The sequence below is a fragment of the Streptomyces sp. NPDC001922 genome (assembly GCF_042891165.1).
Classification (GTDB): domain Bacteria; phylum Actinomycetota; class Actinomycetes; order Streptomycetales; family Streptomycetaceae; genus Streptomyces.
Genome location: NZ_JBIASV010000002.1, coordinates 306,180 through 326,869, shown reverse-complemented (window position 1 = coordinate 326,869; position 20,690 = coordinate 306,180). Strand labels below are relative to the sequence as shown.

General features: G+C 71.5%; 22 protein-coding genes. 14 read left to right on the top strand and 8 right to left on the bottom strand.

The features are described from left to right. Positions 1-22: 22 nt before the first annotated feature. A complete protein-coding gene (locus ACFYYR_RS04910; protein ID WP_388846956.1) occupies positions 23-328 on the bottom strand; it encodes a DUF6204 family protein in 306 nt (101 codons plus the stop codon). A 2-nt stretch (positions 329-330) separates the two neighbouring features. Beyond that, positions 331-969, bottom strand: coding sequence for a TetR/AcrR family transcriptional regulator (locus ACFYYR_RS04905; protein ID WP_388846954.1), 639 nt, complete (start codon positions 967-969; stop codon positions 331-333). Between the two features lie 74 nt (positions 970-1,043). On the opposite strand from ACFYYR_RS04905, the gene ACFYYR_RS04900 reads away from it, so the two are divergent. The 6 genes from ACFYYR_RS04900 to ACFYYR_RS04875 all read left to right on the top strand — a co-directional run bounded on the left by ACFYYR_RS04900 (position 1,044) and on the right by ACFYYR_RS04875 (position 6,342). After that, complete coding sequence (locus ACFYYR_RS04900; RefSeq protein WP_388846952.1) at positions 1,044-1,823, top strand: ABC transporter ATP-binding protein; 780 nt, start codon at positions 1,044-1,046, stop codon at positions 1,821-1,823. Positions 1,824-1,948: 125 nt separating this feature from the next. After that, positions 1,949-2,701, top strand: a complete 753-nt coding sequence (locus ACFYYR_RS04895) for an ABC transporter permease (protein ID WP_388846950.1) — start codon at positions 1,949-1,951, stop codon at positions 2,699-2,701. A gap of 255 nt (positions 2,702-2,956) precedes the next feature. Further along, positions 2,957-3,556 carry a hypothetical protein gene (locus ACFYYR_RS04890; RefSeq protein ID WP_388846948.1) on the top strand — a complete coding sequence of 200 codons (600 nt, stop codon included), beginning with the start codon at positions 2,957-2,959 and terminating at the stop codon, positions 3,554-3,556. Positions 3,557-3,736: 180 nt separating this feature from the next. After that, entirely contained in the window at positions 3,737-4,663 is a 927-nt protein-coding gene (locus tag ACFYYR_RS04885; protein WP_388846946.1) for a YwqG family protein, read from the top strand. A gap of 288 nt (positions 4,664-4,951) precedes the next feature. Continuing rightward, positions 4,952-5,581 carry a GNAT family N-acetyltransferase gene (locus ACFYYR_RS04880; RefSeq protein ID WP_388846944.1) on the top strand — a complete coding sequence of 210 codons (630 nt, stop codon included), beginning with the start codon at positions 4,952-4,954 and terminating at the stop codon, positions 5,579-5,581. Between the two features lie 200 nt (positions 5,582-5,781). After that, complete coding sequence (locus ACFYYR_RS04875; RefSeq protein ID WP_388846942.1) at positions 5,782-6,342, top strand: nitroreductase family protein; 561 nt, start codon at positions 5,782-5,784, stop codon at positions 6,340-6,342. A gap of 71 nt (positions 6,343-6,413) precedes the next feature. Here the strand turns inward: ACFYYR_RS04875 and ACFYYR_RS04870 are convergent, their stop codons facing one another. After that, positions 6,414-6,899, bottom strand: a complete 486-nt coding sequence (locus ACFYYR_RS04870) for a hypothetical protein (protein WP_388846940.1) — start codon at positions 6,897-6,899, stop codon at positions 6,414-6,416. Positions 6,900-7,038: 139 nt separating this feature from the next. Next, positions 7,039-7,776, bottom strand: a complete 738-nt coding sequence (locus tag ACFYYR_RS04865) for a TetR/AcrR family transcriptional regulator (RefSeq protein WP_388846938.1) — start codon at positions 7,774-7,776, stop codon at positions 7,039-7,041. Positions 7,777-7,865: 89 nt separating this feature from the next. Between ACFYYR_RS04865 and ACFYYR_RS04860 the strand changes: the two genes are divergently transcribed. From ACFYYR_RS04860 to ACFYYR_RS04845, 4 genes are all read left to right on the top strand, one after another. Beyond that, entirely contained in the window at positions 7,866-8,834 is a 969-nt protein-coding gene (locus tag ACFYYR_RS04860; RefSeq protein ID WP_388846936.1) for an ATP-binding cassette domain-containing protein, read from the top strand. Further along, entirely contained in the window at positions 8,831-9,667 is an 837-nt protein-coding gene (locus ACFYYR_RS04855) for an ABC transporter permease (RefSeq protein ID WP_388846934.1), read from the top strand. Before ACFYYR_RS04860 ends, ACFYYR_RS04855 begins: the two co-directional genes overlap by 4 nt. A gap of 249 nt (positions 9,668-9,916) precedes the next feature. Then, positions 9,917-10,639 (top strand): DUF4142 domain-containing protein, encoded by a 723-nt coding sequence (locus ACFYYR_RS04850; RefSeq protein ID WP_388846932.1) that lies wholly within the window; start codon positions 9,917-9,919, stop codon positions 10,637-10,639. 441 nt (positions 10,640-11,080) lie between these two features. Continuing rightward, on the top strand, positions 11,081-11,620 hold the full coding sequence (locus ACFYYR_RS04845) for a MarR family winged helix-turn-helix transcriptional regulator (RefSeq protein WP_388846930.1): 540 nt from the start codon (positions 11,081-11,083) through the stop codon (positions 11,618-11,620). A 179-nt stretch (positions 11,621-11,799) separates the two neighbouring features. Here the strand turns inward: ACFYYR_RS04845 and ACFYYR_RS04840 are convergent, their stop codons facing one another. After that, a complete protein-coding gene (locus ACFYYR_RS04840; protein WP_388846928.1) occupies positions 11,800-12,402 on the bottom strand; it encodes a TetR/AcrR family transcriptional regulator in 603 nt (200 codons plus the stop codon). Between the two features lie 158 nt (positions 12,403-12,560). Here ACFYYR_RS04840 and ACFYYR_RS04835 point away from each other — a divergent pair, with 158 nt between their 5' ends. Then, positions 12,561-13,469, top strand: a complete 909-nt coding sequence (locus tag ACFYYR_RS04835) for an NADP-dependent oxidoreductase (protein ID WP_388846926.1) — start codon at positions 12,561-12,563, stop codon at positions 13,467-13,469. Positions 13,470-14,054: 585 nt separating this feature from the next. Beyond that, complete coding sequence (locus tag ACFYYR_RS04830) at positions 14,055-15,011, top strand: NAD(P)-dependent alcohol dehydrogenase (RefSeq protein WP_388846925.1); 957 nt, start codon at positions 14,055-14,057, stop codon at positions 15,009-15,011. Between the two features lie 53 nt (positions 15,012-15,064). Here the strand turns inward: ACFYYR_RS04830 and ACFYYR_RS04825 are convergent, their stop codons facing one another. Next, positions 15,065-15,403 carry a nuclear transport factor 2 family protein gene (locus ACFYYR_RS04825; RefSeq protein ID WP_388846923.1) on the bottom strand — a complete coding sequence of 113 codons (339 nt, stop codon included), beginning with the start codon at positions 15,401-15,403 and terminating at the stop codon, positions 15,065-15,067. Between the two features lie 421 nt (positions 15,404-15,824). Here ACFYYR_RS04825 and ACFYYR_RS04820 point away from each other — a divergent pair, with 421 nt between their 5' ends. Then, a complete protein-coding gene (locus ACFYYR_RS04820; protein WP_388846921.1) occupies positions 15,825-16,817 on the top strand; it encodes a phospholipase in 993 nt (330 codons plus the stop codon). Positions 16,818-16,947: 130 nt separating this feature from the next. On the opposite strand, the gene ACFYYR_RS04815 is transcribed toward ACFYYR_RS04820, so the two are convergent. Beyond that, a complete protein-coding gene (locus tag ACFYYR_RS04815) occupies positions 16,948-17,811 on the bottom strand; it encodes an LLM class flavin-dependent oxidoreductase (protein WP_388846919.1) in 864 nt (287 codons plus the stop codon). A 137-nt stretch (positions 17,812-17,948) separates the two neighbouring features. Between ACFYYR_RS04815 and ACFYYR_RS04810 the strand changes: the two genes are divergently transcribed. Then, positions 17,949-18,923 (top strand): GNAT family N-acetyltransferase, encoded by a 975-nt coding sequence (locus ACFYYR_RS04810; RefSeq protein WP_388846917.1) that lies wholly within the window; start codon positions 17,949-17,951, stop codon positions 18,921-18,923. 199 nt (positions 18,924-19,122) lie between these two features. Here the strand turns inward: ACFYYR_RS04810 and ACFYYR_RS04805 are convergent, their stop codons facing one another. After that, the gene (locus tag ACFYYR_RS04805; protein WP_388846915.1) at positions 19,123-20,289 is read right to left on the bottom strand and encodes a magnesium and cobalt transport protein CorA; all 1,167 of its coding nucleotides are present in this window, start codon (positions 20,287-20,289) and stop codon (positions 19,123-19,125) included. Between the last annotated feature and the right edge of the window lie 401 nt (positions 20,290-20,690).

Genomic DNA, 20,690 nt, shown 5'->3' with positions numbered 1-20,690 from the left:
CGGGCGGGCTCCAGCCGCCCGGCTACCGCGCCCGCCCCTTGCGGCGGATCTTGATCTCCCGCATGTCCGTCACCGCCACGCGCAGGATCCGGTGCGGATACCCGTGGGCCTCCAGTGCCGTGACGGCCCGCCGGGTGGCCTCCTCCTCGCCGTCGTCGGGGCCGGCGGGGAGCTGGCACCGGAAAGTGAAGGCCGACAGGCTCCGGTCGTAGGTGAAGGTGCCGACCTCGGTGAAGGCGGCCCGGAACGCGTCCGCGTCGGCGAGCAGACCGGCCCGGTCCGCCTCGCTCAGCCCGTCGAAGGTTCCGCGGATGGTCACTCGGAACACGGTCACTCCTCTCGTACGGCGAAGCCCAGCAGGCGTTCGCCGAGCAGATCCTCGCTGACGTCCAGCAGGCGCAGCACCGCCGCGGCGATCGCGTCCGGGCCGGCGCCCGCCGAGGTGAGCCGGCCGATCTCGGCGAAGATCAGCGCGTGCAGGGCGCCGAGTTGGGCCGCCACCACCCGGGGCAGCGGGTCGTCCGGCCCGGTACCGGTCTCCTCGGCCAGGACGAGAGCGAGCGCGTCGGTCATCTGCTGGCCGAGCTCCTCCAGCCGGGCGGTGAGCGTGGGGGCGGCCCGCATCATCGCGTAGACGCGGCCGAACCCCGCGGTCAGGCCGAGGCTGCGGTCCCGGCGGTGCACCTCGTCGCGCAGCGTGCTCAGCACCGCGCCGGCGGCGGATTCGCCGCGGGCGCGCTGCCGCACCATGTCGGCGAGCCGCTCCGGGGACGCCTGGTCCGGCGGCAGGACGAGGTCCTCCTTGGCCTGGAAGTAGTTGTAGACGGTGTTCACGGACACCTCCGCCGCCTCGGCGACCTCGGCGATCGTGACGTGCTCGAATCCGCGCTCCACGAACAGGCCGACGGCCACCTCGGAGATGCGCTTCCGCGTCTGCCGCTTCTTGCGTTCCCGCAGCCCTTCGGTCATGGCCGGAAGTCTAACTGAACGCCAAACTTTAAGTCCATTGCAAGTTTGCAATGCGCTGTGCTTTCATCGCCGGTATGTCCTCACCTGCCATCCGGACCCGGGGCCTCACCCGGACGTTCCGGCTCAAGACCGGTCCCGTACCCGCGCTCCGGGGCCTCGACCTGACCGTCGACCGCGGCGAGATCCTCGGCTTCCTCGGCCGCAACGGCGCCGGCAAGACCACCACCGTGCGCATGCTCGCCACCCTCCTGCCGCCCACCGGGGGTGAAGCCGAGGTCGCCGGGCTCGACCTGCTCGGCGACCCCGCGGGCGTACGCCGCCGGATCGGCTACGTGGCTCAGTCCGGCGGCCTGGACCCCACCTGCACCGTGCGCGAGGAACTGACGACCCAGGGCAGGCTGCACCGGCTGCCCCGGTCCGTGGTGCGGCAGCGCACCGGGGAACTCGCCCGCGAACTGGACCTGCTGGACCTGCTGGACCGGCCCACCGCCGCGCTCTCCGGCGGCCAGCGCCGACGGGCCGAGATCGCGCTCGGCCTGGTCAACCGGCCCGAAGTGCTCTTCCTCGACGAGCCCACCACCGGACTCGACCCGCGCAGCCGCGCCGAACTGTGGGACCTGGTGCGGCGCATCCGCTCCGCCCACGGCGCCACGGTCTTCCTCACCACGCACTACCTGGATGAGGCCGACGCCCTCGCCGACCGCATCGTCGTCGTGGACGAGGGGGCCGTCGTCGCGGAGGGCACCCCGGCCGACCTCAAGACCCGCTACGCGGGCGGCCCCTCCGCCACGCTCCAGGACGCCTTTCTGGCCATCACCGGCCGGAGGGCATCCGACGCGCCCGTCACCCTCTGACGCCGCGGACCGCCCGCTGTGTCCGCGGCCCGTCCACCGCTTCCGCAGCCCACCCGCTGCCAACCGTCCACCTGCCGGATCCGCCGTCCATCGCCGGATTCCGCAGCCGACCCGAGGTTCCCGCCATGACCCTGCTCGCCGACACCGGCATCATCTTCGGCCGCTACCTGCGCGCCACGCTCCGCTCCGGAACCAGCCTCTTCTTCGGCATGCTCCAGCCGTTGCTCTTCCTCGCCCTGTTCGGACCGCTGCTGACCGAGGTCGACCTGGGCACCAGCGGTTCCTCCTGGCAGGCGTTCGTGCCCGGAGTGCTCGTCCAGCTCGCCCTGCTGGGCGGCTCCTACGTCGGCCTCGGGCTGCTGATGGACCGCAACCTCGGGGTGATCGACCGGATGCGCGTCACACCGGTGAGCCCCATGGCCCTGCTGCTGGGCCGCACCCTGCGCGACGTCGTCCAGCTCCTCGCGCAGTCCGTGCTCCTCGTGCTGATCGGCCTGGCGTTCGGCCTCCGCGCTCCGCTGCCCGGCGTCCTCATCGGCCTGCTCTTCGTCGCGGTGCTCGCGGCGGCGATGTCGGCCCTCTCCTACGGCCTGGCCATGAACATCCGGACGGCGCCGGAGTTCGCCGCCGTCGTCAACACGGCGGTGATGCCGGTCATGCTGCTCTCCGGCCTGCTGCTGCCGATGACCCTCGCCCCCGGCTGGCTGAACGGCGTCTCCCGGGTCGTACCGCTCCGCTACACCGCCGACGCGGTGCGCCAGGCCTTCCTCGGGCGCTACGCCAACGGCACCGTGGCCGCCGGCGCCGCCGTCACCCTCGCCCTGGCCGCCGTCTGCCTGCTCGGCGGCGCGCGCCTCTTCGGCCGCGCCCGGGTCTGAAGCCGGGCCCCCGGGCCCGGGTGTGCCGGGTCCGGAGCCCGGTCCGGGGTCGCCCTACGGAAATCCGGAGGTTGCCGGACAACTGCCACTGAATGGACAACAGTTCGGTATGGCTCCCACCAGGATGAATGGCCCGCATACGGTGCTGACGGTGTCGGAATGGGTGGAACCGGGTGACAGTGATGGTCCGTCATGGGACCTTGGTGGCCGTCGGATCGACAACCGGAACGACACTGGGGAATCGGGGGAATCGCCATGCCCAAGGGGAAGTACGCCAAGAGCACGGAGGAAGCGGAAGCGGACCTCATCGCGTACTGCGCGTCGGTCGGGTTCGACCGCGAGTGGCTCGGCGCGAAGCAGTGGAGCACGACGATCGGCATCGCCTGCGACAAGGCGTACGGGTTCGAGCAGGCCCACAAGGCGATCGACAGCGACCAGGTCGAGATCACCTCGACCGCCGCGCGGGAGGCCCGGCAGCGCAAGCTGAGCGCCGACGCCGACGGACTGCTGGCCGCGGTCGAGCAGGACAAGACGCTGAAGGGCACCCGGATCCCGAAGATCCTCGAACTGTGCGCCGACGCCTATGTGGGCGGACAGCGGGTCAACCTGGGCCTGGGCGGCAAGCCCATGAGCAGCACCGCCTACGAGACCCTGCAGGGCCAGTGGGACAAGGCGGCGGGCTTCGCCTCCGGCGACGGTGTCTTCACCGACTTCCACAGCTTCGAACCGCAGGACAAGGCCAAGGCGGGGAAGGGCAACGTCGGGGACACCCTCGACACCCGCGGCGTTCAGGGCAACCTCCTGGTGAGGATCGCCGGGCGGACCTTCAACATGCACATCGACATCACGGAGTAGGCACCCGGCGGCCGCCCCCGCCCGCCTCCGGCTCCCCGTTCGGGGACCGGGGTGCGGGCGGGGGCGGCCGTGGTGTGAAGACCCCGACGTGAACGGGCCGTTGCCCGAGTGGCTTGTTGCCGGGGACAGCCCGTTGCCAGTAACGGTCCGTTGTCAGTGGGGGCCTGCATCATCGTCCCCATGACACACGGCACCACCGACCCGCTGCACGCGCTCGCCCGCGAGCATCTGCCCCACGAGATCGCCGAGCGGTGGATCGGCCTGCTGCGGCCGAGCCTGCGCCTCGACAAGGCCACGGGAACGGGGACGGACAGGGGAGCGGGCACGGGTACGAGCACGGGCACGGGAAACGGCCAGGGCACGGGACATGGCCAGGGCGCGGTGTCCGTCGTCGGCCGGCTCGGCGGCCTGCCGGAGCTCCCGGAGAGCGAGGAGTGGCCCGTCTGGGAGGGGCACGGCCCCCTCTCCTTCGTCGCGTCGCTCGACTGCGCCGCGCTCCCCTCGGCCGGTCTCGACATCGCCCTGCCGACCGACGGCACGCTGGCCTTCTTCTATTTCGACGGGCAACTGGACGACGGCACCGCGGTGGTGGCGCCCGATGAGCCCGACAGCCGGGCGGGCGCGCGCGTGCTGTACATACCGGCGGGCGTGCCCGTCACCGAGCGGCCCGCGCCGGAGGGGATCGATCCGTTCACCGCGATACCGCTGACGGCACGGTCCGAGACGACGGAGCCGTACCCCTGGCACCCCGCTGTCTACCGCGAGTTCGCGCCGATGCCCGACGACCACCCGGTGTGGGGCGAGGACTTCCAGGAGGCGCTGAGCGATCACTTCGAGGGCGCGGAGCACCGCATCGGAGGCCATGCGCACCCGGTCCAGGACGAGGTGGAGGCCGAGGTGGCCCACGGTGTGCTCGGCAGCCCGCCCTGGAACGACCCGCGCATCCAGGAGGAGGCCCTGCGCTGGGTGCTGCTCGCCCAGTTCGACTCGGACGACGACGCCGGCATGATGTGGGGCGACTGCGGCGTCCTCTACTGGCTCATACGCCCCGAGGACCTGGCCCGGCGCCGCTTCGACCGGGCGATGTTCACCTGGCAGTGCAGCTGACTCCTGGACGGACCGCTCACCGCCTCCGTGCCGCGCGAGGAGCAGCGGCCCCTGCGCGACCCGATGCGGCGAGACGAAGACGGTGAGCCCGCCCGTTGGCAGACGTGTCCGCGGCTGGAGTAGTGCCCGGGCACCTACGCGATGCGCTGTTTGTGATCTTTGACGACTGCCCTTCAGATATGCACCCCGGCACAACAGATGCCGCGGTCTGCACCGCGGCGTAATGTGTGATCCCGGCTACTGCCTATTACCTGGCCGTTGATGCGGCCACAGCTTCGGGAGGGTTTGATGGTTGCGGACACAGTCATGACCTGGGTGGCGGGCTGGGCCTTGTCCCGGCGGACGCCCCCGCCTGTCAGGAAGCCCTGGGGGCTCTATGTCGAGGTGGCCGGCAACCCCGACGAAGTGGGACGCCATGTTCTGCCCGAGCCCGAGGAGTCGTTGGTGCGCAGCGCCGCGGCCTCGGTGTCCGTGCCGCGGACTTGGATGAAGATGCCCGCGGAGCCGGAGGAGCTCGAGTCCTGGCTGCCTCAGGGGTGGGTGATGGAGGAGACCGGCCATCTGATGGCCGTTGACCTGATGGCCACGGACCCGGTCGCGCCTGCGGGGTACACCGTGACCGTGGAGACCGTGGGAGCCGTCACCTACGCTCGGGTGCTGGATGCGGCGGGCGAGCAGGCGGCCCAGGGGCAGATGGCATCCCTCGGGGAAGCCGTGGTCGTCGACCGGATGGTGACCGGGGAGGTCCATCGGCGGCGCGGGCTGGGCAACTTCGTGATGCGTACGCTTGCCGACCACGCCCTGGAGACGGGCGCGGTCCTCGGTGTTCTGGGCGCGACCGACGCCGGGCGCGCGCTGTACGAGACGCTGGGCTGGAAACGGCACGCGAAGCTGGCGGAGTGCAGCTACCGGCCCTGAAGCAGGAGATCCGGCCGTACGCGGGGGTGGCCGAATCCGCAGGCACTTCCGGGGCCGACCACCAGGGCGCGTATCGAGTCGTGATCAATGTGCGGGTTTCCCCTCGTGGGCCTTCGTTGCCGGCCGATCGTCCGGCGTGGGCGGTGCCTGCGCTCGCATCGGCCGGAATACCCACTCGTGGTTGCCCGTTGCAGCGGAACATGCACCATCCTCAGGAGCCGTCCAGCGGCATACACCCACTGCTCGCCGGGCGCTTCAGCCCCTACCGGTTCGACCCGTCGGCGGTTGTTGACGATCACGCCCTCGGATTGCTGCTGGAAGCCGCGCGGTGGGCACCATCGGCGGGGAACTCCCAGCCGTGGGGCTTCTTCGTCAGCAGGCCCGGTGAGCCGGAGCACGACCGGGTGCTCTCTCACCTGGCGCCGAGCTCGGCCCGCTGGGCGACGGATGCGGGCCTGCTCGTCGTCACGCTGGCGCGCCGGCACGTCGATGACACGCAGCTGTTCTACTCCGAGTTCGCGGACTACGACCTCGGCCAGGCCGTCGCCCACCTGACTGTTCAGGCCCAGGCCATGGGACTGGCCGCACGCCAATTCCGGGCCTTCGACCTGGAAGGGCTCACCAAGGAGCTGGACCCGAACCCAGGCTGGGCGATCATCTCCATGGTTGCGGTGGGCAAGGCGGCCGGCGGACCTCCGGAGGCCCGTGACCGCCGCAGCGTCGCGCACTTGCGCACCGCTCCCTGGCTACCGGCGGAGTGACAAACGGGTTGCGTTGGTGCCTTACCTGCCGTCGCTCGTCCCATCCGGGAAGCGGGACGGTGGACTCGCGGTCAGGTGGGCAGTGGAAGGGGTTCCACTTCCAGGAAGCGCTGCCGGCCGCGGCCCCGGTACTCCAGGGCCTCCCATCCGAGCGGGCGCAGGACCTCGGCGCACCGCTTCAGCTCGGCCTGCTGGTGCTGCGCCGCGCCGCTGCCCGGCGGACCGAGCCATTCCACGCGGACCGTGCCCGGTGTGCCGGCCTCGCCGACGCAGTACCCGACAGCGGTGCGGCGGCCGTCGGGGCCGGTCGCCGACGGCGGGATGCCCGCGGCCTCCAGCGCCAGGGCCACGGCTTGTACGGGCCGGTGCCGTTCCCATGGGGCAGGAACCGCATGAGGCTCCGCGGCCCCGGTGTTCATCACCGTCCGGATCTGTAGCAACCCTGCGAAGGCGGTGCGCACCTGGGCTCCGCGGTCCTCGGTACTGCCGGTGTGTGCCGCTCCGTTGCCGCTCGCAGCCTCGAAGCGACGGTGCTGTTCGCCGCCGCCGTCGTGCATCCCGTCACCTCCTCGTCCCGGTTCCGGTTCCGTTCCCGGACCGGACGCGCCGTGTTGTCGGACTTCACCGGTCATGACGGCTGCGGTGCCCGGACGCGGTCCGGTGCTGATCACATGAGGCTCGGCCGACCGGCCGTGTTCATCCCGCGTCGCTTTCCGCGGCCCGCCGTGCGACAAGGGCCTCCAGGCCGTCCATGAGGCGCTCGAGTCCGAAGCCGAAGTGGTCGAACTCCTGGGAGAACGTGTCCTCGGACAGGGCGGCCATGCTGGGGAACTGCCCGCTCTGCATGGCCCGTTCCAGGAACGGCCGCTGCCCCTCCCAGAACTCCTCGTGGCTCACGCCGGTCTCCTCGGCGGCCTGCGCCGACTGGATCTCCATCCGGGCGATGCCCGTGGCGAAGCTCTGCACCGCGATGATCACCGAGATCGTCTCGGGGTCGCTCAGGCCCATGCTCCGGAGGCCGGTCACGCAGAGCTCCAGCCCGCGCAGGGTGCTGGGGCCGAGGGCGGACCGGGCCTCGTTGACCCCGATCAGCCAGGGGTGCCGGTGGAAGAGCTCCCGATGGCTGCGGGCCAGGAGGCCGACGGTCGCGCGCCAGTCGGCGGCCCGTGGCGGATCTGTGGCGAGGGACTCGGCCTGGACGCGGTCGAGCATCAGATCGAGGAGCTCGGCCTTGCCGGGGATGTACCGGTACAGCGACATCGTGCCGACGCCGAGTTCGGTGGAGACGCGGCGCATCGAGACGGCCGTCAGGCCCTCCGCGTCGGCGACTTCGACGGCGGCGGTGACGATCCGGTCGAGGCTGAGGCCCGGTTTGGGGCCGCGGCTGGGGCGTTCGCCGGTGCCCCACAGGAGTTCGAGGCTGCTGCTCGTCATGGGCTCACTCTATGCCTCCGCCCCAAAATCGAGTACACCGTACGCTGAAAAGGGTACGGTGTACTCAGTTCCTCGAAGGGGTGACGCACATGAACGGACGGCAGGAGTACGCGGTATGGGCCGACGGCCTGCGGAAGCGCTACGGAGAGACCTGTGCTCTCGACGGTTTCGACCTGGCGGTGCGCCGGGGCACGGTGCACGGACTGCTCGGCCCCAACGGCGCGGGCAAGACCACCGCGGTCCGGATCCTGGCGACCCTGGTCCGGCTGGACGGCGGCCGGGTGACCGTTGCGGGGGTCGATCCTGCGCGCGACCCGCAGGGAGTGCGGCGGCGCATCGGTCTCACCGGGCAGTACGCCGCCGTGGACGAGAGCCTCACCGGGCGGCAGAACCTGGAAGTGTTCGGGAGGCTCTTCCGCCTCGGCGGCCGACGCGCCGGGCACCGGGCCGGTCAACTGCTCGAGGAGTTCGGCCTCACGGAGGCGGGCGACAGGGGAGTGGACGAGTACAGCGGCGGGATGCGGCGCCGGCTCGACCTCGCCGTGTCGATGATCCTGACCCCCGAGGTGCTCTTCCTCGACGAACCGACGACCGGACTCGACCCGCGGGCTCGGGGCGAAGTCTGGGACACCGTGAGGACCTTGGTGGCAGGCGGCACGACCGTACTGCTGACCACGCAGTACCTGGACGAGGCCGACCGGCTCGCCGCGCACATCACGGTGATGGACCGGGGGAGGGCCATCGCCGATGACACTCCCGGCGGACTGAAGAACACGGTGGGCGGCGACCGCATCGAGGTCGTCACGGCCCACGCCCGCGACCTGAGGCGGGTGGCCGCGGTGATCGCCCGCGTCGCCGCCCCCGGCGCCGAGCCCGAAACGGTCGAGAGGGAGCGCCGGGTGCACGCACCCGTCAACGACCGGGTGGCCGCGCTGACGGAGGTCGCGCGGACCCTGCGCGACGAGGGTGTTCAGGTCGAGGACCTCGGACTGCGCAGGCCGAGTCTCGACGATGTCTTCCTGCGTCTGACCGGACACCGTACGGAGGCTGCCCGATGACCACTGCTGTCGAACCGGCCGTCCCACGGGCGGAGAGTCTGTACGAGCGGAGCCGCTGGGCGCTCGTCGACTGCGGGAATGTCGTACGCCGCGGCATGCTGCACTACCGCCGTCAGCCGGTCGCGATTCTCTGGCGACTCGGCTTCCCCATCGTCTCCGTGCTGCTGTACGGCTTCGTCTTCGGCGGCGCCATGCAGGTGCCGGACGGCGGCGACTACCGGCCGTTCCTGATGCCGGGGATGTTCGCCACGACCATGGTGTTCGGCTTCATGAGCACCGCGATGGCCGTGGTGGCGGACTCGGCCAAGGGGGTCACCGATCGCTTCAGATCCATGCCGATGGCCCCTTCGGCGGTGGCGTCGGGCCAGGGGGTGGCCGATCTGGTCGTGGCCGCCGCGGAACTCGCCATCCTCGCCGCCACCGCCCTCGTGATCGGCTGGCGCTCCGACGGTGGGCTCGCGGCGACGGCTGCGGCCTTCGGGCTGCTGCTGCTCCTGCGCTTCAGTCTGATCTGGGTGGGGGTGTGGTGCGGCCTCGTGGTGCCCGACGCGGAGGCGGCGGGCGGCCTGTACGCCGTGGTCTTCCCCCTCACCATGATCTCCAGTGTCTATGTGGCGCCTTCGCTGATGCCGGCCTGGCTGGCCCCGGTGGCGGCCTGGAACCCCGTCTCGTCCACCGTCGCCGCAACGCGCGAGCTCTTCGGGAACCCGGGCGCCGGGGGCGACACGTGGGTCGAGCAGCACGCGCTGCTCATGGCAGTGGTGTGGCCGTTGGTGATCACGGCGGTCTTCCTGCCTCTGGCGGTGCGGCAGTTCCAGCGGCTGAGCCGGTGAGATGACCGGGCCGGGGTCCGGGGTCCGGGGGGCGGGCTTTCAGGCTTCGCGCTCGGAGTGCGTGGCTCCGGGCCGCGGGCTTCGGGCCCCGGCTTCGGGCTCCTGGTTCTTGGCTGCGGATTCCCGGATCCGATGCGTGCGTGCCACTACTGAACGCTGCGCGGGGTGCGTCCGTACTGCAGGAGAGCGCGCCGTGCCAGCCGCCCCTCCCGCGACAACGTCAGCACCTGTGTCGAGGGAGGCACCACCATGTACCACCACCGTCGCGATGCCCAGCCGAAGGGCAAAACGCGCACGATCGTCATCACCTCTGCCGTCGCCGCCGCGGCGCTCGCCGGCCTTTCCTTGTTCGCCGTTCAGCAGAGCGACGCGAGCCAGACCTCGGCGGACGGAACCGTGGGCGTCGGCAGCGCCTCGCCGCACGGTGCGGGCCACGGGGCCGGGACGGAGGCGGGCTCCGCGGCCGGCCGGGCGGCGCCGGGGCCGCAGCCCGTCACTCAGGTCGACAAGACGTTCCTGGTCAAGGTGCGCCAGGCGGGGCTCTGGGAGATCCCGGCCGGTCGACTGGCGCAGACCCACGGCGAGAGCGAGGCGGTGAAGCGGGCCGGGCTGCATCTGCTCGACGGGCACAGCAAGCTGGACCAACTGGTCCGGGAGGACGCCGAGATCCTGGGTGTGGGGCTGCCCGAGGAGGCGTCCGCCGAGCAGCAGGGCTGGGTCGACCAGCTCAAGAAGGCGCACGGGGCCGAGTTCGACCGGCTGTTCGCGAATCTGCTCCGCGCGTCGCACGGCAAGATCTTCGCCACCATCGCCGAAGTGCGGGCATCGACGCAGAACGACCTGATCCGCCGTCATGCCCGGCAGGCGAACCAGACCGTCATGGACCACATGGAGGTTCTGGAGGACACCGGCCTCGTGAGCGAATCCACCTTCAAGGAGGTCGAGGAGGCCGTCGCCCCGAGGCCGGAGTAGACGACGGCGCTCGGGCCGTTCCGAAGTGCACTGCTGACAGGTACTCGGCGGCCCCCGTCTCTCTTCTGCTGCCCCACGCCTGGACTTTTGCACTGTGCAATGATGAAGTGGTGAAGGGCTTGCCGGACAGGCGAGCTCGGGGAGGGCGCGGCACTGGCACGGTGCGCCGCCGTTCCGGCGCTGGTCGGGCATCTCTCGCGGGGCCCCGTATGTCCCATGCGGCATACGGCGCCGCACTGTTCGGAACAGGGCCCCGGCCGTCTTCGGAGCAGGATCCTGATCGCCTCGCCGTAACAGCACGTCGTTCGCCCACCGGTCCGCCGCTGCCCGGTGCTTTGTCCCGTCCCTTGAGCGCCGGGTCCGTTCGGTCGTGTGCCAGGCGCCGGGCGAGGTGTCCGAGTGGCGTCGGCACGGGGTGCGGCTTCGGGTAGAAAAGAGGGCATGGCCGATGCAGAACGCCCCGCACAGGACCTCGACGATCTTGCACGGGACCTCGACGATGTGGACGCCGTGACGCAAGCGGTGATGACGGCGTCCCGGCTGCTCGTCGCCATGTCGGCCCGATCGCTCGCGGCCGTCGAGGACCGGCTGACGCTCCCGCAGTTCCGGCTCCTGGTCGTGCTCGCGACGCACGGGGCGGCGAAGCTCGTCGTCCTGGCCGAGAGCCTGGGGGTCAACCCGTCCACCGCGATGCGCATGATGGACCGGCTCATCGCGGCCGGACTGGCCGACCGCCAGGTCAATCCGAGCAACCGGCGGGAGAGCCTGTTGCGGCTCACCGAGGAAGGGCGAACGGTCGTCGACCAGGTCATGACCAGGCGGCGCAACGAGATCGCGCGGACCATCGCGCGCATGGCTCCCACCCAACGGGCAGCCCTGGTCGAAGCCCTGACGGCCTTCACCGACGCCGGGGACGAGCCCGCCGTCCGCGACTCGGGGCGTGACCTGTATCCGCTCGGCTGGTCGGTCGAGCGGGGGTGAGGGGCGGCCCCGCCCGGTCCTCTGTGGTCCGGTTCCGGTTCCGGTTCAGGATTCCGGTTCCGGGGCCGTGAAACCGTGCGCGTACCTGGTTGCGGCCGTCGGTGCCGCGGGATTCCGGAGCCGCGACGGGGCGTGGGGAAGCACACCGAGGCGAGGTGGGGGCGGGCGCACCGGCCTCGTCAGTCCTGCGGAGCCCCGGGCTGTCGCCGCCCTTCGAGCGTGGTGACCCACTGGTCGACGACGGTGTCGATGAACACGTCGGTCACCTGGCCGCGGTCGAAGAAGAGGCGGGCGAGGACCGGCCCGTAGAGCAGGGTGTGTTCGGTGTCGTCGATCTGGATCCCCGACGGCTCCAGCAGCCGGTTCAGGGCCGCGCGGCGGTCCTGGCCGATGCGCGTCAGGGCCTGGGCGCTGTCGGGGTCGTGGTCGGCCTGAGCGGTGACGGCCAGGACCGCGGTGCGGATGGCCGGTTCGCTGATGCCGTCGCGCAGGCTCTTCAGCCAGTCGGTGGCCACGACGCGTACGTCGTCGCCCGGCTCGGGGTAGTTGCCGAGGTCGGGGCCCTCCAGGATCAGGTCGAAGAGCAGGGCGGCGCGGTGGGGCCAGTGGCGGTAGAGGGTCTGGCGGGTGACCTCGGCGCGCTCGGCCAGCAGCGCGTACGTCAGTCCGGCCGGTCCGAGCTGGGGCAAAAGATCTCGCGCGACGGACAGTACGCGGGTGCGGGTGCGCTGGACGCGCGGATTGCTCGGGGTCGGCCGACGGCGGTGGAGGGGCTCCTGCATGGGCCCATCCTAGCGAAGAATCATACGTATCGTGTGATTCAGGCCACACCTCTCATCATCCCGCCTGTGTGAATCATCCAGCGCGTGTGATGCAACGGAATCACACGCTCTGGATGATTAGTGTTTCCGGTGCGGTTCTCGATCCCAGGAAGTGCCTGATGTCCACTGCAATGACCTTCTCCGAGTACGGCGGGCCCGACGTCCTCACGCCGGCCCGGGTCGCCATCCCCGAACCGGGCCCCGGCCAGGTCCGCATCCGCGTGCGGGCAGCCGCCGTCAACCCCATCGACCTGCGGATACGCGCCGGGATGATGCAGGACGTCTTCCCGGTCGACTTCCCGGCGGTCCCCGGCTGGGACGTGGCCGGTGTCGTCGACCGCGTCGGCGAGGGCGCCACCGCGTCGGTCGGCGACGAGGTCTTCGGCGTCGCCTCTGCCGGCGGCTACAGCCGGTACGCACTCCTCGACCGGTCCGTCACCAAGCCGGCGGAGGTGTCGTTCGAGACCGCGGCCGCGGTGGTCACGGTCGGCGAGGCCGCCTGGCGGGCGATCGAGCACCTCGGCGTGCGGCCGGGGCGGACACTGCTCGTCCACGGCGCCGGCGGCAGCGTGGGCGCCATCGCCGTCCAGGTGGCCGCCGCCCGCGGTGTCACCGTGATCGGCACCGCCGCCGGGCAGGACGTCGAGCGGGTCACCGGCCTCGGCGCGGTCGCCGTGCGCTACGGCGACGGCTGGGTGGAACGGGTCCGGGCCGCCGCCCCGGGCGGGGTGGACGCCGTGTTCGACACCTCGGGCGCGGGCGTCCTCGCCGACTCCGTCGCCCTGACCGGCGACGCGGGCCAGGTCATCACCATCGCCGACCCGTCCTTCGCCGAGCACGGCGTGCGGTTCACCGGCATGGACCCGGCCGACCGTTTCCCCGAGGCCCTTCCGCGGCTGGCCGCCCTGATCGCCGACGGCAGCCTCGACGTGCCCGTCCGGCACACCTACCCGCTCGCCGAGGCCGCCCGCGCCCACACCGACATCGAAGCCCGCCGTACCCGGGGCAAGGTCGTCCTCCTGCCCTGACCCGGGTGCGGGGCCTCGGCCGATCCCGTGAACTCACAGTCCGTCAGCCCGTAAACCCGCAGCCCGTCAGTCCATAAACCCTGAGCCCCTGATGCCGTCCGGGCAGGGTGCGACCGCCACCACGTCCCCCAGGTGACCGACCACCTGGGTTGATCGCACGGCCCGCACACTGGCACCCGCGCACTGGCACCCGCGCACTGGCATCCGCGCAGCGCTCCGCGGCCCCACGAGCCGCTTACCTGCCGGCCGTTCGAGACATGGCCCCGAGCCGGCGCGGACCCGCCCGCGTGAGCGCTCCCCTTCCGGAGCGCACTCACCGCGATTCCGGCGCACTCCCACGTGACGCCCCGGGCGCACTCCCCAGCAACAAACGCCGCAGCAGCCGAAGCCGCAGCGACAGGCGCCCCAGCAACAGACGCCGCAGCGACAGACACCGCGGCGGACAGCCGTCCGGGTGCCCGGCGGACCTGTGCCGAACACGCCACCGCCACCGCACTGACCGCCACCGCACTGACCACCACCGCACTGACCACCACCGCACTGACCACCACCGCACCGACCAGCACCAACCGATAGGAGCAAGACATGAAGGCCGCCCAGATCACCGGTTACGGCGACGCACCAGCCGTCCTGCGGATCAACGACGTCGACCGCCCCGCCCCCGGCCCGGGTGAGGTGCTGGTGGCGGTCGAGGCGTCCAGCGTGAACGGACTCGACACCATCGTTCGCGCCGGGGGACTGCGGATCGTGACCGGACGCCGGTTCCCGATCGGCGTGGGACTGGACTTCGCCGGGGTCGTCGCCGCGGCCGGTGCCGATGTCCGTGACCACCGGGTGGGGGACCGCGTGTGGGGCACCGTGCCCCCGCTCAAGCGGCGCGCCGTCGGCCCGGCCGCCGAGTACGTCCTGGTCGGCGCGGACCGCATCGGGCCCGTGCCGGCAGGCATTTCCTCGGCGGAGGCGGCCTCCCTCGTCGTCGCCGGGACCACCGCACTGACCGCACTGCGCGACACCCTGCGCTTCACCAGCGGCGAACGCCTCCTGGTACGCGGCGCCGCCGGCGGAGTCGGCACGGCAGCCGTGCAGCTCGCCCACGCGATGGGCGGACACGTCACCGCGCTGGCCCGCGGCCGCCATGCCGAGGCGCTGCGCGCGCTGGGGGCCGACGAGGTCTTCGACTACGGCGTAACGGCACCGGACGGGATCGGCCCCTTCGACGTCATCCTGGACACCGTCGGCTCCGGACTGCACGGCTACCGGCGTCGGCTGACCCGCAACGGCAGGATGGCCACCATCGCCCTGTCGGCCTCCTCAGTGGCCGCGATCGCCGTGTCGACCGTGCACGGCGCGCGCCGCATCCGCACCTTGAGCTCCGACCCCGACGCGGCGGTGCTGCGCGCCCTGGCCGGCCACGTGGCCTCCGGTGGGCTGCGGCCCGTGGTCGACAGCGTGTATCCGCTGGCGGACATCGCCGCGGCGCACCAGGCGTTCGAACGAGGCGGTGTGGTGGGCAAGCAGGTGGTGACGGTGTCCGGCACGTGACCGCGGCACAGGGCGGTGTGCCCTCCTCTGTGATGCGTCGGCGCAGGGGCGGGTCAGACCGCGAACCACACCTTCTCGATGTGGTCCTCGCCGACCTCGTACAGGGCGACCGCGGTCCGGACCTCGCCGCCCATGAAGCCGGTGACGACCTCCTGGTCGATCACGAGCCGACCGTGGACCACCCGCGAGACGAGTTCCGCGTGCAGATCCGGGCTGGCGTCGAAGAGCGCGGTGTAGCGCTCCCGGAACGCCGGGCCCGAGCGGTCCGTCATCACCTCGCCGGACGGGAAGGCGTGCACGGGGACGTCTTCGGCGTAGTGGCCCAGGAACGCCTCCAGGTCACGCGCGTTGTAGGCGGCCAGCTGGCTGTCGACGATCTCCTCCGGAGACATCGGATACCTCTCGTTCGTCGGCCCGCCGGCACCAGGACGGTGCAGCGGGAGCGGTTGCGGATGACGGGCAGCGCGCCTGTCGACGCGATGCCCCCGGCGATGTGCAGCAGGTCGAGGAACAGCAGGCCGCCGGACAACTCCAGCAACAGGCCCACGGTCTGCCCGCCCAACACCGCACCCGGACAGAAGATCACGCTTGCTCGGACCTGGCCGAGCCGCTCCCCGGTGCGGGCGCCAGGATCCGCGCGGCAGGGCGCCGCGTACGGACCGCAGCCGATGATTACCCGTGGGTAACTTAGCGTACAGTGCTGCATCCGCGGGCAGACGGCCCGCCGTTGGCTGTCTGTCGTGCAGTCAGCCGACGCACATACGGGCTGCCTCCCCCCACGCGCAGCCCGAGCAACGGAAAGGATCTGTCCTCATGGCCCCCCCACGCCGGCTTCGCGCCGTACTGCTGCCACTGGCCCTGATCGTCTCCGCCGCCACCCTGGGCACCGGAGTCGCCATGGCCGGACCGGAGGACAAGGCCTCCAAGACCACGCCCCGCACCACCGAGCAGCGCCCCACCTGGGCCATCGCCCACCGGGTGCTGACCACGGGCGGGGTGACCACGGCCCTCGAGAACGGGGCCAACGCGCTGGAGATGGACGCAACGGCCTGGCGCAAGGGCTGGTGGGCCGACCACGACGGCACGCTCACCAGCTACGGGGACACCATGTCCGCCATGTTCGACCGGGTGGCGAAGGAGCATGACGACGGGCGTCAGGTCTCCTTCGTCTGGCTGGACATGAAGAACCCCGACTGGTGCGACAGCAGCGACCCCGAGTGGCGCCACTGCTCCGTGGCCGGGCTGCGGGACATGGCGCGCAAGAAGCTGGAGAGCCGGGGCATCCGGGTGCTCTACGGCTTCTACGGCAAGGAGGGCGGCAGCGGCTGGAAGACCGCCCTCGGTGACCTGAACTCCAAGGAAGCGGTCAGCTACAGCGGCGACTACGCGCAGGTCCGGGACGGCTTCGCCGAGCACGGGCCGAACGTCCCCGGCAGCCAGCGCGTCATGGACAACGGCAAGTTCAACATGGCCTTGAAGTTCGGCAGCATCCGGGAGGAGCTGGAGTCCGCCCGGAAGGCCCGGGACGCAGGAGAGCTCGGGCAGACCGTCGGCTGGACGGTCGGCAAGGGCGACGAGGAGCGTGCCACCACCCTGCTCGACTCCTCCGACGGGAGTGCCGCCGTCGACAGCCTGATCTACGGCAACCGGATGTCGTGCTACCCGGACGGCGTCAGCGGCCCGAAGGGCTGCGGCACGGACGACAGCGGGGTGCGGGAGACGCTCTCGTACATCACGGACTACGTGAAGGCCCACCCGGACACCCGCCGGATGGCCACCCCCCGGGACATCCCCTTCGGCAGCTGAGGCCCCGAGCTGACCCGCCCGGCCCCGGTGCCGGTCAGCGCCGTCGCCGCCAGGACCGCCGCGGACCGATTCGGACGCGGCGGTCCGCGGCCACACCTCGAACGCGTACGGCACAGCTTCGAACGGCTGATCAGACCACCGGCGGCCCCGCCTCGATGCGACGCAGGACCGGGGAGAGGCGGTCCAGGTCCGGGCCGGTCTGGACCTGTCGCTCGTCCCACCAGGTGGCGCCGGCGTCGCGCAGCGGACCGATCACGTCCCTGGCCTTCGCCGCGTCCGGGGGCGTCGCACCGCCGAGGACGAACTCGAAGGGGCGCTCAGCCCCGGCCGTACGGTGCTTGCGCACGTAGCCGACCAGTTCCCGCACCTCCGCCACGTCCGGCACATGGCCGTGCCGGGCCGACTCGAAGAGCGGCACCGCGCCGTCCCACCGCGCTGCCCGCCGCATGGGCGCACGACGCGGCCAGAACCCGCCGATCCACACCGGCGGACCGGGCCGTTGCATGGTGGCGGGCAGCAGCGTCACGTCCCGGACTTCGTAGTGCGGGCCGTGGTGGTTCACTTGCGTGCCGGACCAGAAGCGGCCCAACAGGTCCAGTCCCTCGTCCAGCCGCTCGGCGAGGAGGCGCGGCTCGGCGGCGTCGCCGAAGCTGCGGTATTCGTCCTCGACCGGGCCGCCCAGGCCGGCGGCGAAGGTCACCCGGCCGCCGCTGAGGTGGTCCAGGGTGGCCACCTGGCGGGCGAGTTGCTGCGGACGGTAACGGGGGACCGGCGTCAGCAGTGGGCCCAGCCGGATCCGGGAGGTGGCCAGCGCGGCCGCGGTCAGCAGCATCCAGGGGTCTCCGAAGGGACGCCCCTGGTGCTGCCGGTGCAGTACGTGGTCCCAGACGAAGAGCCCGTCCCAGCCGGCCTGTTCGGCGGCGGCCGCAACGGTCGCCACCTTGCGCGGGTCGGCGAAGTCACCGAAATTCGGGATGTTGATGGAGAAACGCATCCCAGCAGGATGCGCAGCCGGCCACGAAGCGGCAACCGGTTTCGCCGCTCGATCCTCGAGGTACCGCCGGACCTGTCGCTTCGCCCGCGGCGCACGTCCGTGGTCCGATGGAACCGGGGGCGGAAAGGAGAGCGATCATGTCCGCAGCGAAGCGACCGGGTGTCGCCGCCTCGGTGTCGGTCCGCCCGCTGGTCGAGCCGGACCTGGACCGGGCCGACGAGATCTTCAGGGGCGCCTTCGGGACCTTCCTCGGGGCCCCTGAGCCGGAGACGTTCTTCGGGACCGCCGACTATGTCCGCACCCGCTGGGCGGCAGATCCGCACGCGGCCTTCGCGGCGACCGTCGAGGGCGAGGTCGTCGGATCGAACTTCGCCGCCAACTGGGGCAGCGTCGGGTTCTTCGGCCCGCTGACCGTACGTCCGGATCTGTGGGACCAGGGCATCGGCAGGCGCCTCATGGAACCGGTCATGGCCTGCTTCGACACCTGGGAGAACCGCCACCTCGGCCTGTTCACCTTCTCGCACAGTCCCAAGCACCTCGAGCTCTACCGCCGGTACGGCTTCTGGCCCCGATTCCTCACCGCCATCATGAAGAAACAGGTCGCCGCCGGTGCCGAAGTCCCCGGCCGAGTGCTCTACGGCGAGCTGACCGCCGCTGAGCGGCCGGGCGCACTGAGCCTCAGTCGCGCACTGACGGGGGCCGTGTACGAGGGCCTGAGCCTGGAGCGCGAGATCATGGCCACACAGGCGCAGGGGCTCGGTGACACCGTCCTCCTCGAGGGCGCCGGCTCCGGCCTCGACGGTCTGGCGGTCTGCCACTGCGGAGCGGGGTCGGAGGCCGGTGAGGACGTGTGCTTCGTCAAATTCGGCGCCGTACGCCCTGGCCCGGACGCTGCGGAACGGTTCGAACGACTGCTGAATGCGTGCGAGCGGCTGGCCGCCGAGAGGGGACTGGGGCAACTGGACGCCGGAATGAACCTGGCCCGCCAGGATGCCTACCGGCGCATGGTCGACCGCGGTTTCCGTACCTGGCTGCAAGGCGTGACCATGCACAAGCCCAACGAACCCGGCTACAGCCACCCGGACGCCTACGTGATCGACGACTGGCGCTGAGTCCACCGCCGTACTCGGCTTCGGGGAAGACCCGATGCCGTCAGGAGACGACTGACACCAGGACTCCACGCCGAACGACCTGGCGCTGACCGTCCGTCACCGTTCCTGCTGACCACGTCGGCACGCCGCAGGGATCACGAGACGGCACGGGTGAGCGTCGCTCCTGTCTCGCAGGTCATGCGCTCGCACGGCCGATGGCTCAGAGCCAGCCCCGCCGCTTGAAGATGACGTACAGGCTGACGCACACCACGCCCATCAGGGCGATGGCGAAGGGGTAGCCGAACACCCAGTGCAGTTCCGGCATGTGGTCGAAGTTCATCCCGTAGATCGTGCCGACCAGGGTCGGGGCGAAGAGGATGGCCGCCCACGCCGAGATCTTCTTGATCTCCTCGTTCTGTTCGAACCCGGCCTCCGCCAGGGCCCGCATCTCCGCGTTCTGCTGCTGTCCCACGAGGGTCGCGTTGACCGTGAGGATGTCGGCGAGCGCCTGGCGGAAGCTGTCCACCCGCTCACTGGTGTGGGTGACGTGGTCGGCGACGTCCCGGAGGTAGCGCTGCAGCTCCTCGTCGGTGCCGTACTTCGCGAAACCGGCCATCAGGCCGTTGAGCATGCCGACCAGCGGACGGGTGGCCCGCTGGAACTCGACCATCTCGCGGGCCAGTTCGTAGATCCGGCGGGACACTTCCGGCTTGCCGAGGAAGACTTCGGTCTCGATCTCGTCGAGGTCGTTCTGCACCCCCGCGACCACCGGGACGTACCCGTCGACCACCGCGTCGAGGATCGCGTACAGCACCGCCTCCGGGCCCAGGCTCAGCAGTTCCGGCGTCTCCTCCATCCGGCGGCGCACCCCGGAGAGGTCCGGTGCCGCGCCGTGCCGCACGGTGATGACGAAGTCCGCGCCGACGAACACATGCAGCTCACCGAAGTCGATGTCCTCGGGGTCGTCCAGGTAGCGGGCGGCACGCAGCACCACGAAGAGCGTGTCGCCGTACCGCTCCAGCTTCGGACGCTGATGGGCCTCCAGGGCGTCCTCGACCGCCAGCGGGTGGAGGTCGAATTCCTCCGCGAGCGACAGCAGCTCGGCCTCGGTCGGCCGGTGCAGGCCGATCCACGCCATGCCGTCCTGCTGCTCGCGCAGCTCGCGGAACGTTTCGGCGAGGGACGCCGGAGTGCTGACGCGCCGGCCGTCCCGGTACAGCGCGGCGTACACCACGCTGCTCTCCCCGTTGCCCGTGGCCCCGCCGCCGGCCTCCGCCGGCTCGGGCGCGGGCCCGGACGGGGGCACGTTCGCGGGCCGGGCCGAGGAGGGGCGCAGCCAGGAGTGCTTCCGCACGGGGATCAGGGGGCGAGGACGGCGCTCGGACATGGGGGTCCCTTCGGTGGGGAACGGCAGGGTCGGCATCGGTTCGCACCGCGCGCACCGTTCCCGGCTCTCCGCTAGCGCAGGGACAGGCAGCGCAGGGACGGGCCGGTGCTCCACGGCGTACGACTGGGGGGTTCGCTGCGCATCACAGCCCCACCTCCTGCCTCGCCCGCATGTCACTGAGCCACCAGGCAGGATATACGGCGCGAAAGCCGCAGGCGAACCTCGCACGGGTGAGCGGGAGCGGGCCGGGGACGCGGCATCCGGCAGGCCCGTCGCCGGAACCGGCAGCACAATGGAGGTACGCGGCAGGCGGGCGGACGCTGCTCCCCGGGGCCCGTCCCGGAGGCGGGACAGCCCGTCCGGGACGCCGGGGAGCCGAGGCGGGACGCCGTGGAGCCCGG